Source organism: Gemelliphila asaccharolytica, from assembly GCF_001553005.1.
Taxonomy (GTDB): domain Bacteria; phylum Bacillota; class Bacilli; order Staphylococcales; family Gemellaceae; genus Gemelliphila; species Gemelliphila asaccharolytica.
This window is the reverse complement of sequence record NZ_KQ959906.1, coordinates 22,475-40,178: the sequence shown is the minus strand read 5'-3', so window position 1 is coordinate 40,178 and position 17,704 is coordinate 22,475. Positions and strand designations below refer to the sequence as shown.

The following is a 17,704-nucleotide window of genomic DNA, read 5'->3' as shown; positions in this document are numbered from 1 at the left end:
ATACAAAATTACTTATAAAGTAACTGACAGTAAAGGAGCAGTAGCAACCAAACAAGCTACAGTAAAAGTCAAAGAAAAACAAAAACCACAAGCACCAGAAAACAAAACACCAAAACCAAAACAAGAAAAAGATGTGATAAACGAGCAAAAAACTTTACCAAAAACAAGTCCACAAACACCTAAGTCAAACAAAACGCTTGTAACTATCTTAGCAGTAGGTTTACTAGCACTTGAAAGGCTAACAAGAAGAAAAAGAAAATAATAAAAAAGTAGATTGGAGATGTCAAGAAAATTTTGACAATTCAACCTACTTTTTTTCTTTATTATTAAGATTAAAAACAAGGACAATTAGGACTTTTAAAATAAAAACTTAAATAAACAAAAAAAATAATATAAAAATTCCATTCAATGATATTGCTAGTAATATATTAATATTTATTTCTTATTTTAATAGTAAAACAAAAAAAGAGAGGGGAAAAAGAAAAGAATCAAAATATTTTCAGGAAATATTTTTTTAAATTATTTTTTGTACTAATTTTTCTTTGAGTATCAAGGGTTGTAAGGCTTTTTAAAAAATACACTCTCAAAAAAAATCAAGCAAATCTATAGACAAAACAGAATAAAAACTTTAGAATATTTATTAACAAGTTAAAAAATTTTTAGAAAAATTGACAATATTTTTAAACTTTATTCACACTTATTAATTTAAAAATTTTACAAAAAACAAAAACCAAAAACTAGAAAAGGAGAATAAATGAAAGTTATAAAAAGAGATTCATCTATAGTTGATTTTGATATTTCAAAAATAGAGATTGCGATAACTAAAGCTTTTAATAGTGTAGGGAAAAATGCTGACACTAAACAAATAGCAGAAGAAGTCTTGCTAGAAATAGAGAAAAAGGAACTTGCTAATATCTCAGTAGAAGAAATTCAGGACTTAGTAGAAAAAACTCTAACAAAATATAATGAATATGAAGCTTTGAAAAGTTATATTCTTTACAGAGAAAAAAGAAAAACTTTAAGAAAAGAACTATTTGCCTTTAAAGAATATTTCAAAGAAAAAGAAGTTTTAAATCTTTTGATAAGCATTCAGAAACAATATAAAGAGGACGGCTACCATTTAAATAATCTATATAAAAAATTCATTTCTTTTGTGAAAGATGACCTTACATTCAATCAGAAGCTTGACTTATTAATACGAGCTTCGGCAGAATTAACTTCTAAAGAAAATCCTGACTGGGAATTTATTGCAGGGCATATTTATTCTTATAAAATTCATAAAAACATCAAAGAATATGAAAAACAACTTCATATAAAAGACTTCAAGTCAAAAATAAAAGTATTGACAAAAATGAATTTATATGGAGATTACATATTAAAAAATTATACTGACAGTCAAATAGATGAACTAGAAAACTATCTTAATAATGATAGAGATTTATTATTTAATTACTCATCAATAGATTTAGTATATAAAAGATATTTAATTTATGATAATAACAAAAGAGTTATAGAAACAATGCAAGAAATGTTCATGGGAATAGCAATGCATTTAGCAATTCCAGAACAAGATAAGGTAAGTTTTGCCAAAAAAGTTTATGACTGTTTAAGCACATTAAAAGTTACAGTAGCAACTCCGACAATGTCAAATGCAAGGAAACCATTTCATCAGTTATCATCATGTTTTATAGACACAGTTCCAGACACCTTAAAAGGAATTTATAGAAGTATTGATAATTTTGCTCAAGTTTCAAAACATGGCGGAGGAATGGGACTATACTTTGGGAAAGTTCGCGCTAACGGTTCTGATATTAGAAAAATGAAAGGTGTAGCAGGAGGAGTTATTCGCTGGATAAAATTAGCAAATGATACAGCTGTAGCAGTAGACCAATTAGGAGTTAGACAAGGAGCTTGTGCAGTATATTTAGACATATTCCACAAAGATATTTTAGAATTTCTAAATTTACGTACTAATAATGGTGACGACAGAATGAAAGCTCACGACATATTTCCTGCAATCTGTTTTCCAAATTTATTTTGGCGTTTAGCTGAAGAAAATATAAATTCACCATGGTATCTATTTTGCCCACATGAAGTAAGAGAAATTATGGGATTCAGTCTGGAAGATAGCTATGGAAAAGACTTTGAAGAAAAATACAAAATGTGTATAAAAGAACCAAGACTAGACAAGAAAAAAGTAACGGTAAAAGACTTGGTAAAACTTATAATAAAAAGTCAAGTAGAAACAGGAACGCCATTTATTTTCAATAGAGATAATGCAAATGAAACTAACCCAAATTCTCATAAAGGAATGATATATTCATCAAATCTTTGTACAGAAATTATGCAAAATATGAGAGAAATAGAAGATGTAGAAGAAGTTATTGATGAAGATAAAGTTATAACAACAGTAAAATCAGGAGATTTTGTAGTATGTAACTTAGCAAGTTTAGTATTAGGAAATATCAATCTAAAAGATGAAAAAGAACTTGCCTTTACCGTAAGTACAATGGTTAGAGCATTAGATAATGTGATAGACTTAAACTACTACCCTACGCCATACGCAAAAATAACAAATAAAAAATATAGAGCGATAGGACTTGGAACAAGTGGATATCATCATGCGTTAGTAAAAAATAAAATAAAATGGCAAACAGAAGAACACTTAAAATTTGCAGATGAAGTCTATGAAAAAATAAACTATTATGCCCTTAAAGAAAGCATGAATATAGCTAAAGAAAAAGGAAGTTACAAATATTTTGAAGGCTCAGAATACGAAACTGGACTTTACTTTGAAAAAAGAAGATACAATTCTAGTAAGTGGCTTAAACTAAAAGAAGAAATAAAAAATAACGGGCTTAGAAATGCAAACCTACTAGCTATAGCACCAACAGGGTCAACTTCAATAATAGCAGGAACTACAGCAGGAATAGACCCAGTTATGAAAAGATATTTCTTAGAAGAAAAAAAAGGAGCAATAATACCTAGAGTAGCACCAGGATTGTCGCCGCAAACTTTTTGGCTATATGAAAATGCACATGAAATAGACCAAACATACTCATTAAAAGCAGCAGGAATAAGACAACGACACATAGACCAAGGACAAAGTTTAAATATTTATATAACAACAGAATACAAAATGAGTCAAATATTAAAACTTCTAATCCTAGCAAACAAAGTAGGACTAAAAAGTATTTACTACATCAGAAGTAAAAGTTTAGATATAGACGAATGTGACTCATGCTCTTCATAAAAAAAATTCAATATAAAAAACAAAAAAAAGGAGAACCAAATGAAATTAGAAAAAAAAGCCCTTTTTAATGAAAAAGGCGATGTAGAATTAGCAAAAAGAAAACTTATAAATGGAAATACTACCAACCTAAATGATTTTAACAACATAAAATACACATGGACAACAAAATGGTATAGAACTGCTATGAATAACTTTTGGATACCAGAAGAAATTAACCTTTCTCAAGATTTAAAAGATTATAAAAATTTAGATGATGCAGAAAAGGTAGCATTTGATAAAATTTTAAGTTTTCTAATATTTTTAGACAGTATTCAAACAGCAAATCTACCATCAATAAGTGAATATATAACAGCAAATGAAATAAATTTATGTCTAACAATACAAGCATTCCAAGAAGCAGTGCATTCTCAAAGCTATGGCTATATGTTAGATAGTATCTGCTCACCAGAAGAAAGAACTAACATTCTTTATCAATGGAGAGATGATGAACACTTATTAAAACGAAATAAATTTATAGGAGATTTATACAACGAATTTCAAGAAAATAAAGACCCATATTCATTAGCAAAAACAATGGTGGCAAATTATATTTTAGAAGGAGTATATTTCTATAGCGGGTTTATGTTCTTTTATAACCTAGGAAGAAATGGAAAAATGCCCGGTTCAGTACAAGAAATAAGATATATAAACAGAGATGAAAATACACATCTTTGGTTATTTACAAAAATGATCCAAGAACTACAAAAAGAAGAACCTTGGCTATTTACAGAAGAAAAAGTAAAAGTCTATAAAGAAATGATAAAAACTGGAGTAGAACAAGAAATAGAATGGGGTAAATATGTTCTTGGAGAAAATATCCAAGGACTAACAATGGAAATGGTCGAAGACTATATAAAATATTTGGGTAATCTAAGATGTGAAACTTTAGGCTTTGGAAAACTTTACGAAGGACACGAAAGTGAACCAGAAAGTATGAAATGGGTAAGTGAATATGCAGATCCAAATGGTATAAAAACAGATTTCTTTGAAGCAAGACCATCAGCATATGCTAAAGCAAGTGTAATTGATGACGACCTAGACGACCTATAAAAATAAAAAAGAAAACTATGAGCAGCTCCCGAGGATAAAGGGGGAAAACTCATAGTTTTTTTTGAAAATTTTTTAAATGCTAAAGCTGTATAAATTAATATTAGTTTATGATTTAAACAAACTTTCTTTTTTATATATTTTTTTGATTACCAAAAATAAAAATTTTAAAAGAAAATAAAAAAAAGTAAGTATATTATAAAATACACTTACTAATGATATGTGAGATAATAAACTAATAATGATATTAAAATAATTATAGTTACAATACTTGAAATTCTAGTTTCTTTAACTTTAAAAACTTCTACAAGTTTTATAATAATAACAGAAACAAGGGATATTATTATAATTTTTTTGTTTAAACTCGCATTTTTTATAAAAAATGTGGAAATAATAAGTCCTAATGCTACAAAAGAATATAGAGCACTAGATACTATAATAAAAATTTTTTTCATAAGGTACCTCTATTTTTTTCTAGCTTTTATTATAACTTTAACGGTTGAAACGTCAAAATTGTATATTGTTGAAGTGTCGGCATATAGCTTTAAATTGGTTATTTCTGTAGTTTCCTTATCTATTGTAGAAATCTCAACATCAACATAAGCTTCGTTTATATTCTCTAAATCACTTTTAGTTGAAGCTTTTACATTAACACTTTCTGGATCGACAGTAATACTTTCAAGATCAAAATTGTCAGGTATATTTCCTATTTTGTTGACTTTAATTGGGACTGTCTTTTCTATACTCTCTACTTCGACAGAAATAGTAGTTTTGTTTTTCTCCATATCTATGTCTTCTATTTTATTAAAGTTTCTATCATAAGCTACAATTTTTGCTTCTTCTTTGACATTTGAGCTGATTTTTGTTTTTTCTGTACTTTCTGCTCTAACTTCGTAAATATTATTTAGGCTTTCTTCTGCTCCAGATATAGTAATTTCGCTATCACTAACAGAAATTGATTTTATCGTGTAACCTAGAAGTAATCTTTCATTTTTTAAAGTAGGTTTAATTTTGAATTTTCTAGAAGTTTTTGTTTTTACAGAAACTGTAATAAATTCAGGATTGCTAACAGCTTCTATATCTTTATTTAGATTTACAACCTCTAATTTTATTTTTTGGTCGTCCCCTACTTCTATGTTAGAGAAATCAGCTCTAACTTTTAATGTTGGACTCACTACTTCTTTTTGCACCTTTGCAGCAGGGCCTGTTATTTTTACATCTACTGTATCAGGAACTCCTTGAACATAGTACTTGTCTTTATCATAATTAACTTCTATCGGTACGGCTCTCACCCATGTTGTAGTGTAATTTGATTTATTTGATTGGATAGAAAATCCAGAAAGAATATTATCATTTACAGATAAAAAGAGTGTAAGAGCTATGAGAAGGGAGAATATTTTTAATTTGAAATTATCATTAAACATTTTTTTCTCCTCCTACGATTTTTTCTATTTTTAAGTTAAGCCAGTTTTCATCTAAGAAAGATTTTATTTCGTCAAATTTTAAATCTTGATGTAAACTACCATTAAATGCTACCGAGATATGTCCAGTTTCCTCTGAAACAACAACAATCAAAGCATCAGTAATTTCACTCAGTCCTATAGCTGCACGGTGTCTAGTACCTAAGTTATTTTCAATATTTTTATTTTCTGAAAGAGGTAGGAAACAACTAGCAGCTTTTATTCTATCTTTAGAAAGGATCAACGCTCCGTCATGAAGAGGAGTATTAGGAATAAAAATATTAATTATAAGCTCATTGCTTATTTCAGAATCTAAAGTAATGCCACTTTCTGTATACTCATCAAGACCTGTTTTGTTTTCTAAAACCATTAAGGCACCTATTCTTCTTCTTGCCATATGTTTGGCAGTTTCAGCTACAGTGTTAATAGTAGATTTTTTTTGTTTATCACTATTATCATTATTTCTATTAAATATTATATTATAGATATTAAAACGTCCCAAATGCTCAAGAGTTCTTCTTATTTCTGGCTGGAAAATAATAATGATAGCAAGCACACCCCAAGTAACAAGTTGGTTGATTATATAACTCATAGTTTTAAAACCAATAAGGTCAAAAGTCAATTTTAAAATAACAATAATCATAATACCTTTTACAAGTTGGATACCTCTAGTTCCTTTAAGTAGTTTTAATGAAGTATAAACTAAAAACCAAACTAGAAAAATATCAACTAAAGAAATAAGTATTTGAATTATAGTAAAATCATTAAAGTAATTTGCTAACATTTTTCTTCTCCTTGCATATCAAATTAATTATATCATATAAAAAGATAATAAAAAATGTAAAACTAAAAATTTTTTAATATTTTACTAGCAAGAAGTTTTTAAAAAATTTTTTTTAAGTTGTACTTTTTTATAAAATCCGCACTTTCCATAAAATTATGAAAAAGAAAATATTTTCATTATAGAAATAAGTAAAAAACTATTACTTGACATAAATCAAAAAATAAATTATAATTAATTAAATTTAATATATGTATTCTTTAAAACGGTCCAGAGAGGCAGTAAAGATATTTTGTTTTCATTGATGTTTGCGTACTCTGAATCTTCAGGGTATTTTTTTTTATGGAGGAAAAATGAAAGAAAAAGTTTTAATAGAAAAAGAAAAAATAGATAAAATGCTAACAAGAATGTCACATGAAATACTAGAAAAAGGTGATAATGTAAATGAAATAATTCTAGTAGGAATAAAAACAAGAGGGATATTTTTAGCAAAAAGATTAAAACAAAAACTCAAAGAAATAGACTCAGTAAATGTAGGAGTAGAAACATTAGATATTTCATTTTACCGAGATGATTTAGAAAAAAAATCTCTAGACCCAAATGTCGAAGAAGCAAAATTTAAATTAGATTTAAATAATAAAGTAGTAATAATAGTAGACGATGTACTTTATACAGGAAGAACATCAAGATCAGCAATAGATGCCATAATGTCCACATCAAGACCTAAAGCGGTAAGACTTGCTATATTAGTAGATAGAGGACATAGAGAACTTCCATTAAGAGCAGATTATGTAGGAAAAAATATTCCGACATCAAGCAAAGAAAATATAAAAGTACATCTAAAAGAAATAGATGAAAATGATGAAGTAGTAATAATAAATTAAATAAATATCTTTTTAAGTAGTCCAGAGAGGCAACAAGAGATATAAATCTTCTATAAATCTAGAAGAGATATTTTAATGCACTTGTTTGCCTGGGCAAATAAGTGTTTTTTATTATGGAAAAAAAGGAGGACAATATGAACAAAAATTTACTAAAAATGAGTGATTTAAGCGAAAAAGAAGTTTACTCGCTAATAGAAAGAGCGTTGGAACTCAAAAAAGGGGGGTATCCTAAAAAAAGAGATGACCTTTTTGTAGCTAATCTATTTTTTGAAAACTCTACAAGAACTAAACATAGTTTTGAAGTAGCAGAAAAAAAATTAAAACTAAATGTTATAAACTTTTCAGCCTCATCATCTTCAATAAACAAAGGAGAAAGTTTAGCTGATACAGTAAAAACACTAGAAAGCATAGGGTGTGATATTTTTGTAATAAGACATAGCGAAGATGAATATTATAAAAATTTAGACACAAATGCAAAAATAATAAATGCAGGTGACGGAAGAGGAGAACACCCAAGCCAGTGTCTATTAGACCTTATGACTATGTATGAAAATTTCGGGAAAATAAAAGGCTTGAAGGTAGTAATTGTAGGGGATATAAAAAATTCAAGAGTAGCAAGAAGTAATTACAATGTCCTAACACGCCTTGGAGCAGAAGTAAAATTTGTCTGTCCGGAAATTTTTAAAGACACAACACTAGGAGAAGTAGTAAACTTTGATGACATTTTAGAAAATGTAGATGTTTTAATGATGTTAAGAGTACAACATGAAAGACATGACGGAAAAGAAAAATTTGATAAAGAAGAATATCATAAAAACTTTGGCTTGACTAAAGAAAGATATAATAAATTAAAAAAAGAAGCAATTATAATGCACCCTGCTCCAGTAAATAGAGGAGTAGAAATAGACAGTGAACTTGTAGAAAGTGAAAAATCAAAAATATTTACCCAAATGACCAATGGAATGTATATGAGAGAAGCTATTTTAGAAAAAATAATAAAAGATAATAATTTATAGGAGAAAAAATGATACTTTTAAAAAATGGGAAAATTTTAGAAAACTCAAAACTAATAAAAAAAGATATTTTAATAGCAAATGGAAAAATAAAAAAAATTTCTGACAATATAGAAGAAAAATGTAGTGAAACTTATGATTTAAAAGGAAAATTTGTTACAGAGGGGCTTATAGATATTCATGTTCACTTTAGAGAGCCGGGGTATAGCTATAAAGAAACCATAAAATCAGGTTCCAGATCAGCAGCAAAAGGAGGGTTTACGACAGTAATGACCATGCCAAACCTATCCCCAATACCAGACACTTATGAAAATTTAAAAAAACAACTAGACATTATAAAAAAAGACAGTGTTATAAGAGTGATTCCTTATGGAGCTATAACTAAAGGAGAAAAAGGAGAAGATTTAGCAGATTTTAAAGATTTAAACAAAGAAGTATTTGCCTTTTCAGATGATGGAAGAGGAGTGCAAGATGCAAATATGATGTATGAAGCAATGCTAGAAGTAGCAAAACTAAAAAAGGCAGTAGTAGCACACTGTGAAGACAACTCTTTAAAAAGAGGAGGCTGGATGAACGAAGGGAAAAAAGCAAAAGAATTAGATCAAAAAGGAATACCTAATATTTGCGAAACAGTTCAGATAGCAAGAGATATTCTTTTAGCAGAAGCAAGTGGTTGCCATTACCATGTTTGTCATGTTTCAACAAAAGAAGCGATAAGAATGATAAGAAGAGCAAAAAAAGATGGAATAAAAATAAGTTGTGAAGTAAGTCCTCATCATTTATTAAGCGATGAAGAAAGTATAGACACAGTAGATGGAAAATGGAAAATGAACCCGCCACTAAGAGCAAAAAAAGACAGAAAAGCACTGATAGAAGGCGTTCTTGACGGAACAATTGACGTCATAGCAACAGACCACGCACCTCATGCAGAAAAAGAAAAAACTTTATCTATGGAAAAATCAGCCTTTGGAATAGTAGGAAGTGAAACAGCATTCTCAACACTATACACAGACTTTGTAAAAACAAAAATCTTTACCCTTGAAAAATTAGTAGACATGTTTACAAAAAATGTCAGAAAAACTTTTAATCTTTCTTATAGCAAACTAAAAGAGGGAGAACCAGCAGACATAGCAGTAATAAACCTAGAGCGAAAAGAAAAAATAGACCCTGAAAAATTTTTATCGAAAGGAAAAAATACCCCATATGCAGGAAAAGAAGTATATGGAATAGTAGAACTGACAATATCAAATGGGGAAATAGCTTATATAGATGAAACTATAAAATAAGAAAAATTTTAAGATAGAAAACAACTATTAAACAAACAAAAGTATAGAAAGGAAAAACATGGAAAAACAAGATGTTAAACTAATACTAGAAGACGGAACAGTATATAAAGGATATTCATTTGGAAGTAAAAAAGAAACTATAGGAGAATTAGTATTTAACACAGCTATGACAGGGTATCAAGAATCTATATCAGACCCATCTTACAATGGTCAAATAATAACATTTACTTACCCCTTAATAGGAAATTATGGAATAAATAAAGACGATTATGAAACTATAACGCCAAGTGTTAAAGCTATAGTAGTGAGAGAAGTATGCAAAAAACCATCAAATTTTAGAAATGAAAAAACCTTAGATCAAATGCTAAAAGAGTTAGATATTCCAGCAATATCAGGAATAGATACAAGAAGTTTGACTAAAAAAATAAGAAAATTTGGAACGTTAAAAGCAAGTATAGTAGACATAGAAAAAAATGATAAAGAAGAAATAGAAAAATTAAAAAATACAGATCTACCAGAAAATCAAATTTCTCAAGTTTCAAGTAAAAATGCCTTTAAATCAACGGGAGAAGGATATAGGGTAGTAGTAATAGATTGTGGGGTAAAAAATGGAATAATAAAAGAACTAAATAAAAGAGGATTAGACATAATAGTAGTTCCCTACAATACCCCCGCAAAAGAAATATTAAGATTAAGTCCTGACGGAGTGCTAATATCAAACGGACCAGGGGATCCACAAGACGCAGGAGAAACAGTAGAAGCAATAAAAGAACTTATAGGGAAACTGCCAATATTTGGTATATGTATGGGACATCAACTAATAGCATTAGCTTGCGGAGGAAAAACATATAAATTAAAATTTGGTCATAGAGGGGTCAATCAACCGGTAAGAAATCTAGAAACAAACAAAGTAGATATAACCTCACAAAACCATGGCTATGGAGTAAGTATAGAATCATTAAAAAATACGGACTTAATAGCAACTAGAATATGTGTCAATGACGGAGTTTGTGAAGGAGTTAAACATAAAAAATATCCTGTATTTTCAGTACAATATCACCCTGAATCATCACCAGGGCCAAACGATAGCAGTTATCTATTTGACGAATTTATAGAAAATATTAAAAATTTTAAAAAATAAAAAAGAGGTTAGACATGGCAAAAAACACAGAAATAAAAAGCATTTTAGTTATAGGATCAGGACCTATAATAATAGGTCAAGCAGCAGAATTTGATTATGCAGGGACTCAAGCCTGTCTATCATTAAAAGAAGAAGGATATAAAGTAATTTTAGTAAACTCAAATCCAGCAACAATAATGACAGATAAAAAAATAGCTGATAAAGTCTACATAGAACCATTAACAGCAAAATTTGTAAAAAAAATAATAAGAAAAGAAAGACCCGATGCACTTCTGCCAACACTAGGAGGGCAAATAGGACTTAACATGGCAGTAAGTTTAGCAGAAAGTGGAATTTTAGAAGAATATAATGTCAAATTACTAGGAACAAAATTAGAATCAATAAAACAAGCAGAAGACAGAGAAGAATTTAAAAATCTAATGCTAAAACTAAATGAACCAGTACCAGAATCAGAAATAGTAAATAACGTACAATCAGCCTACAAATTTGCAGAAAAAATAGGCTACCCCGTAATAGTAAGACCTGCATTCACTATGGGAGGAACAGGAGGAGGAATATGTAATAACAAAGAAGAGTTAGAAAAAATTGTAAGCAGCGGCATATACCACTCCCCTGTAAATCAGTGTCTACTAGAAAAATCATTATTAGGATACAAAGAAATAGAATATGAAGTAATGAGAGATAAAAATGACACAGCTATAGTAGTATGTAATATGGAAAACATCGACCCCGTAGGAGTACACACAGGAGATTCTATAGTTGTAGCACCCTCACAAACTCTTACAGACAAAGAATATCAAATGTTAAGAACAGCTTCTCTAAAAATAATAAGAGCATTAAAAATAGAAGGAGGATGTAATGTTCAGTTAGCATTAGATCCAAACTCATTTAAATATTATGTAATAGAAGTAAATCCAAGAGTATCTAGATCATCAGCATTAGCATCAAAAGCAACCGGATATCCAATCGCCAAAATAGCAGCCAAAATAGCAGTAGGACTAAACCTTGATGAAATTATAAACCCGGTAACAAAAACTTCATACGCATCATTTGAACCAGCTTTAGATTATGTAGTAAGCAAAATTCCAAGATTTCCATTTGACAAATTTGAACACGCAGATAGAATCCTAGGTACTCAAATGAAAGCCACAGGAGAAGTAATGGCAATAGGAAGAACATACGAAGAATCTCTTTTAAAAGCAATACGTTCTTTAGAGTATGGAGTACATCATTTGGGACTGCCAAATGGAGAAGAATTTTCTCTTGAATACATAATTAAAAAAATAAAAAAACCATGTGACGAAAGACTCTTCTTCATAGGAGAAGCCTTAAGAAGAAATATAAAAGTAGAAGAAATACACCAAATAACAAAAATAGATAAATTCTTCTTAGAAAAAATGCAAAATATAATAGATATAGAAAGAGAATTGAAAGCAAATCCTTTAAACAAAGATTTACTTATTTACGCCAAAAAATTTGGATTTTCAGACAAAGTAATAGCTCACAGATGGGCAGTAAAAGAAGAAGAGATTTATAAATTAAGAAAAAGTGAAAAACTACACCCAGTATTTAAAATGATAGATACTTGTGCAGGAGAATTTGAATCTACTACTCCTTATTTTTACTCAACATATGAACAGGAACAAGAATCTATAGTGACAGATAAACAAAAAGTAATAGTCCTAGGTTCTGGACCAATAAGAATAGGTCAAGGAGTAGAATTTGACTATGCAACAGTACACGCAGTTATGAGTATAAAAGAAGCGGGATATGAAGCCATAATAATAAATAACAATCCCGAAACAGTATCAACAGACTTTTCAATATCAGATAAACTATACTTTGAACCCTTAACAGCAGAAGATGTCATGGAAATAATAGAACATGAAAAACCACTAGGAGTAATAGTTCAATTTGGGGGACAAACAGCAATAAATTTAGCAGAAAGTCTAGCCAAAAAAGGAGTGAAAATACTCGGAACATCTCTAGAAGAAATAGACAACGCAGAAGATAGAGATAAATTTGAAATATTACTAAAAAAACTAAATATACCGATGCCTTTAGGAAAAACAGCAACAACGCTAAAAGAAGCTGTAAAAAACGCAAAAGAAATAAAATACCCAGTTCTAGTAAGGCCATCATATGTTCTAGGTGGAAGAGCCATGGAAATAGTATATAACGAAGAAGAATTAATTCATTATATGAAAAATGCAGTAAAAGTATCGGCAGAAAAACCAGTTCTAATAGATAGATACTTACAAGGAAAAGAAATAGAAGTAGACGCAGTAAGTGACGGAGAAACTGTAGTCATTCCTGGAATAATGGAACATATAGAAAGAGCAGGAGTACACTCAGGAGATTCAGTAGCAATATATCCTCCAGTAAGTCTAACAGAACAAGAAAAACAAACATTAATAGACTACACAATAAGACTAGCAAAAGGACTTAATATAATAGGACTATTAAATATTCAATATGTAATAAGCGAAGGAAAAGTATATGTACTAGAAGTAAATCCAAGAAGTTCAAGAACGGTACCATTTTTAAGCAAAATAACAAATATAAACATGGCAAATCTAGGAACAAAAAGTATTTTAGGAGAAAAACTAAAAGACAAAGGATATAAAACGGGATTAATAAAAGAAAAAAATAGATACTACACCAAAGTACCGGTATTTAGTTTCCAAAAATTAAAAGACGTAGACACAAGCTTAGGCCCTGAAATGAAATCAACAGGAGAAGTTATGGGAAGTGACGTAACTGTAGAAAAATCACTATATAAAGGTCTTGTAGCAAGTGGCATAAAAATAAAAGAAAGTGGCAATATACTTTTTACAATTAGTGATGATGACAAAGACTTTGCACTAGAAATAGCTAAAAGATTTTCTCTACTAGGATATAATATCTATGCAACAGAAGGAACAAAAAAATACTTTACAGAAAATAATCTTAAAGTAGAAGGAGTAGGAAAAATAAAAGACAAAAAAAATACGGTTTTAGACGCTATATATAATGGTAAAGTAGACATGATAATAAACACAACGTCAAAAGAAAAATCATCAGCAAGTGATGGCTTTAAAATAAGAAGAGCGGGAGTAGAAAAAGGAGTAGTATCACTAACATCACTAGACACAGCAAACGCACTATTAAAAGTAATAGAAAGCATCAACTTCAGCGTAGAAGAAATATAAAATAAGGCAAAAAATTTACCTAACAAAAAGAGGGAAAAAAATATTTTAATTAAAAAAACTATAGCAAAAAAGTAAAATAAAACTTTAATTTTTACTAAATAATCCTAATAAAAAATTTTGTAACAAAAAAATAGGAGGTTAAAAATGCAAGTAGAACTAGCTACAGTAGTAAAAAATGAAAAGCTAGCAAAAAACACCTTTAAGATAACTGTAAAAGCCAATCTAGTAAAAGAAATGAACACTCCAGGGCAATTTGTAAATATAAAAATTCCAAAAACAGAAGAATTTTTACTAAGAAGACCCATATCAATATGTGAAATAAACAAAGAAAAAAACAATTTTGTAATGATATATAAAACAGTTGGAGAAGGAACAAAAGTAATATCCAAGTTAAAAGCAAAGGAAAAAATAGACATACTAGCACCTTTGGGAAATGGCTACAATATGGATAGCTTAAAAAAAGGACAAACAGCTCTTTTAATTGGAGGAGGGATAGGAGTTCCTCCCTTATATGAACTAGCAAAACAATTTAAACAAAAAGGCATAAAGACAATTCACATATTAGGATTTAACACAAAAGAAGAAGTCTTTTACGAAGAAAATTTTAAAAAAATAGGAAAAACTTATATTGCAACAGCTGACGGAAGTTATGGAGAAAAAGGTTATGTAACAGACATAATAAAACAAAAAAATATAAAATACGATAAATACTATAGCTGTGGGCCGATACTAATGTTAAAAGAAATAAAAAAATTAGAAAACAAAAAACAAGGATACCTATCACTAGAAGAAAGGATGGCTTGCGGGGTAGGGGCTTGTTACGGGTGCATATGCAAAACAAAATCTAGTTCTACTAAAAGAGTTTGCTATGATGGGCCAGTATTCAAAGCAGAAGAAATAGCCTTCTAACCCAAAAATAAATCCTAAGAAAAAACTTTAACAACAAGGAGTTTTCATGAACGAAAGATTAAAAGTAAAATTACCCGGACTAAACTTAAAAAATCCTATAATACCTGCATCAGGATGCTTTGCCTTTGGCAAAGAATATGCAAAATTTTATGATATATCTATGTTAGGAGCTATAGTAATAAAAGCAGTAACAAAAGAAAAACGCATAGGAAACCCCACTCCGAGAATTGCAGAAACCTCAAGTGGAATGCTAAATGCAATAGGTTTGCAAAATCCTGGAATAGAAAAAGTAATATCAGAAGAACTAAAAGAATTAGAAAAATATGACGTTCCAATAATAGCAAATGTAGCAGGTAGTAGCATTGACGAATATGTCTATGTAGCAAAACACATATCCAAAGTAAAAAATGTAAAAGCAATAGAGTTAAATATATCTTGCCCAAATGTAAAACTAGGAGGCATTCAATTTGGTACAGAGCCACAATTAGCAAAAGAATTAACAGCAAAAGTAAAACAAGTATCTAAAGTACCAGTATATGTAAAATTGACCCCCAATGTAACCGACATAGTAGCAATGGCAAAAGCCATAGAAGAGGCAGGAGCAGACGGGATAACCATGATAAACACACTACTAGGAATGAAACTAGACAAAAAAACAGGCAAACCGATACTTTATAACAAAACAGGAGGACTTTCAGGAAAAGCCATAAAACCAGTAGCAATAAGAATGGTTTATCAAGTAGCACAAGAAGTAAAAATTCCGATAATAGGAATAGGTGGTATTAGTGACCACTGGGACGTGATAGACTTTATATCTGCAGGAGCAAGTGCAGTGCAAATAGGAACTGCAAACTTCACAGATCCCTATGTATGCAAAAAAATAATAGAAAACTTAGAAAAAGCACTAGATGAACTATCAGTAAAACATATATTAGACATAAGAGGACGAGCATGGAAATAAAAAAAGACGTAATAATAGCTTTAGATTTTTCAACATTAGAAGAAACTTTAAACTTTTTAGATCAATTTAAAAATGAAAAACCTTTTGTAAAAGTAGGACTAGAACTATATTTAGCAGAAGGAAAAAAAGTAATAGAAGAAATAAAAAAACGAGGGCATAAAATATTTTTAGACTTAAAACTTCACGACATACCAAACACGGTATATAAAGCTGTAAAAGTACTATTAAAATTAGACATAGATATGTTCACGCTGCACGCAAGTGGAGGAGAGCAAATGCTAACTTTAGCAAAACAAGCTGTAGAAGAAAGCGGCAAAAACACAAAAATCCTAGCAGTAACCCAGCTAACATCAATATCTCAAGAAGAAATGAAAAAAACCCAACTAATAGAAAAAACCCTAGAAGAAAGTGTCATAAATTATGCAAAATTAGCTTACAAATGCAAACTTGACGGAGTAATATCATCAGTATTAGAAACAAAAAAAATAAAAGAAAACACAAGTAAAAAATTCTTGAGTGTCACTCCAGCAATAAGACTAGAAAATGACATAGCTTCAGACCAAAAAAGAATAGCAACTCCCCAAAAAGCAAAAGAAAATGCTTCTGACTTCATAGTAGTAGGAAGAAGCATAACAAAATCAAAAGACCCTTACCAAACTTATAAAAAAATAAAAGAAATTTTTACAAGTAAATAACATTAACCCATTAAATATCAACAAGAGAAAAAATAATAAGAAAAAAGGACAAGGAAAAGAAAAAATGAAAGAAATAGCAAAAGAAATAGCAAAAGACCTACTTAAAATAAAAGCAGTAGAACTAAAAGAAGAAAACCACTTCACATGGGCATCAGGGATAAAATCACCAGTTTACTGTGACAACAGACTTACCCTATCATACCCACAAATAAGAGAAAAAATGGCAGAAAAATTAACAGAAATAATAAAAGAAAAATTTGAAAATATAAATCTAATAGCAGGAGTAGCAACAGCAGGCATTCCTCATGCCACCTTAGTAAGTTACAAAATGAATTTACCTTTGGTATATGTAAGAGATAAGAAAAAAAATCATGGAAAAACAAACCAAATAGAAGGGAAAGTAATAAGGGGGCAAAAAGCAGTAGTAATAGAAGACTTAATTTCTACAGGAATGTCATCTATAAATGCAGTAAAAGCCTTGCAACAAGCAGGGATAGAAGTAGCAGGAGTAGTAGCAATATATAGCTACAATATAAAAAAAGCAAAAGAAAATTTTGCAGAAAATAATTTAAAATATTATACTCTAACTGGCTATGACGCATTAATAGAAGAAGCCATAAAAGAAAAATATATAGACGAAAAAGCAAAAGAAAAATTAATAGAATTTAGAGATAATTTGTAAAAACAAGGATAGAAATACCATTTCAAAATAAAATATTTATTAAGAAGAATTTATTGCTAAAAAGAAAAAACTTTTAAATTTAGATTAGAAATTTTTTCTTTGAGATATTAAATTTATTGTATAATAAAAAAAGAAAAAAATTAACAAACCTAAAAAAAAGCTTGTTTTTTTATAAAAAAACAAGCTTTTTTTGGGTTTCTCACATTAAAATTTGCCCTACAAAAAGTCCTAAGTAAGTACCTATGATATAACCAAAAGTACCAACAAGGATACTAGGAGCTAAGAGACTCTTCCAACCTTTAGAAGAAGCAAGAGCAGCCGCAGTAGTTGCTCCTCCAATATTTGCATTAGAAGCAATAATA

At 29.4% G+C, this 17,704-nt stretch carries 16 protein-coding genes; 12 read left to right on the top strand and 4 right to left on the bottom strand.

Annotation, left to right across the window (positions count from 1 at the left end):
- The 3 genes from HMPREF1871_RS06325 to HMPREF1871_RS05520 form a co-directional block, all read left to right on the top strand.
- The coding region (locus tag HMPREF1871_RS06325) for a DUF5011/hyalin repeat domain-containing protein (protein WP_198145784.1) at positions 1–262 on the top strand (262 nt) is incomplete at its 5' end.
- A gap of 492 nt (positions 263–754) precedes the next feature.
- Complete coding sequence (locus HMPREF1871_RS05525; RefSeq protein WP_066131008.1) at positions 755–3,253, top strand: ribonucleoside-diphosphate reductase subunit alpha; 2,499 nt, start codon at positions 755–757, stop codon at positions 3,251–3,253.
- A gap of 39 nt (positions 3,254–3,292) precedes the next feature.
- Positions 3,293–4,342, top strand: a complete 1,050-nt coding sequence (locus HMPREF1871_RS05520; protein ID WP_066131006.1) for a ribonucleotide-diphosphate reductase subunit beta — start codon at positions 3,293–3,295, stop codon at positions 4,340–4,342.
- A gap of 209 nt (positions 4,343–4,551) precedes the next feature.
- Here HMPREF1871_RS05520 and HMPREF1871_RS05515 read toward each other — a convergent pair whose 3' ends face one another.
- The 3 genes from HMPREF1871_RS05515 to cdaA are packed head-to-tail and all read right to left on the bottom strand — an operon-like array spanning position 4,552 to position 6,583.
- Positions 4,552–4,794, bottom strand: coding sequence for a hypothetical protein (locus tag HMPREF1871_RS05515; RefSeq protein ID WP_066131003.1), 243 nt, complete (start codon positions 4,792–4,794; stop codon positions 4,552–4,554).
- 9 nt (positions 4,795–4,803) lie between these two features.
- Positions 4,804–5,763 (bottom strand): CdaR family protein, encoded by a 960-nt coding sequence (locus tag HMPREF1871_RS05510; protein WP_083505651.1) that lies wholly within the window; start codon positions 5,761–5,763, stop codon positions 4,804–4,806.
- Entirely contained in the window at positions 5,756–6,583 is an 828-nt protein-coding gene (gene cdaA / locus HMPREF1871_RS05505; protein ID WP_066131001.1) for a diadenylate cyclase CdaA, read from the bottom strand. Before cdaA ends, HMPREF1871_RS05510 begins: the two co-directional genes overlap by 8 nt.
- 350 nt (positions 6,584–6,933) lie before the next feature.
- Between cdaA and pyrR the strand changes: the two genes are divergently transcribed.
- The 9 genes from pyrR to pyrE all read left to right on the top strand — a co-directional run bounded on the left by pyrR (position 6,934) and on the right by pyrE (position 17,342).
- On the top strand, positions 6,934–7,464 hold the full coding sequence (gene pyrR / locus HMPREF1871_RS05500; RefSeq protein ID WP_066130998.1) for a bifunctional pyr operon transcriptional regulator/uracil phosphoribosyltransferase PyrR: 531 nt from the start codon (positions 6,934–6,936) through the stop codon (positions 7,462–7,464).
- Between the two features lie 134 nt (positions 7,465–7,598).
- Positions 7,599–8,480: an aspartate carbamoyltransferase catalytic subunit gene (locus HMPREF1871_RS05495; protein ID WP_066130995.1), complete on the top strand. Its 882-nt coding sequence runs from the start codon at positions 7,599–7,601 to the stop codon at positions 8,478–8,480.
- An 8-nt stretch (positions 8,481–8,488) separates the two neighbouring features.
- Positions 8,489–9,763 carry a dihydroorotase gene (locus HMPREF1871_RS05490; RefSeq protein ID WP_066130992.1) on the top strand — a complete coding sequence of 425 codons (1,275 nt, stop codon included), beginning with the start codon at positions 8,489–8,491 and terminating at the stop codon, positions 9,761–9,763.
- 58 nt (positions 9,764–9,821) lie between these two features.
- A complete protein-coding gene (gene carA / locus HMPREF1871_RS05485; RefSeq protein ID WP_066130988.1) occupies positions 9,822–10,904 on the top strand; it encodes a glutamine-hydrolyzing carbamoyl-phosphate synthase small subunit in 1,083 nt (360 codons plus the stop codon).
- Between the two features lie 14 nt (positions 10,905–10,918).
- Positions 10,919–14,095: a carbamoyl-phosphate synthase large subunit gene (gene carB / locus HMPREF1871_RS05480; RefSeq protein WP_066130985.1), complete on the top strand. Its 3,177-nt coding sequence runs from the start codon at positions 10,919–10,921 to the stop codon at positions 14,093–14,095.
- 144 nt (positions 14,096–14,239) lie between these two features.
- Positions 14,240–15,004: a dihydroorotate dehydrogenase electron transfer subunit gene (locus HMPREF1871_RS05475; RefSeq protein ID WP_066130982.1), complete on the top strand. Its 765-nt coding sequence runs from the start codon at positions 14,240–14,242 to the stop codon at positions 15,002–15,004.
- Positions 15,005–15,050: 46 nt separating this feature from the next.
- Entirely contained in the window at positions 15,051–15,965 is a 915-nt protein-coding gene (locus HMPREF1871_RS05470; RefSeq protein ID WP_066130979.1) for a dihydroorotate dehydrogenase, read from the top strand.
- Positions 15,962–16,660, top strand: coding sequence for an orotidine-5'-phosphate decarboxylase (pyrF, locus tag HMPREF1871_RS05465; protein WP_066131014.1), 699 nt, complete (start codon positions 15,962–15,964; stop codon positions 16,658–16,660). Before HMPREF1871_RS05470 ends, pyrF begins: the two co-directional genes overlap by 4 nt.
- 73 nt (positions 16,661–16,733) lie before the next feature.
- A complete protein-coding gene (pyrE, locus tag HMPREF1871_RS05460) occupies positions 16,734–17,342 on the top strand; it encodes an orotate phosphoribosyltransferase (RefSeq protein ID WP_198145785.1) in 609 nt (202 codons plus the stop codon).
- Positions 17,343–17,541: 199 nt separating this feature from the next.
- Here the strand turns inward: pyrE and HMPREF1871_RS06135 are convergent.
- On the bottom strand, positions 17,542–17,704 hold a 163-nt coding region (locus tag HMPREF1871_RS06135), incomplete at its 5' end, for a DUF819 family protein (RefSeq protein ID WP_157058080.1).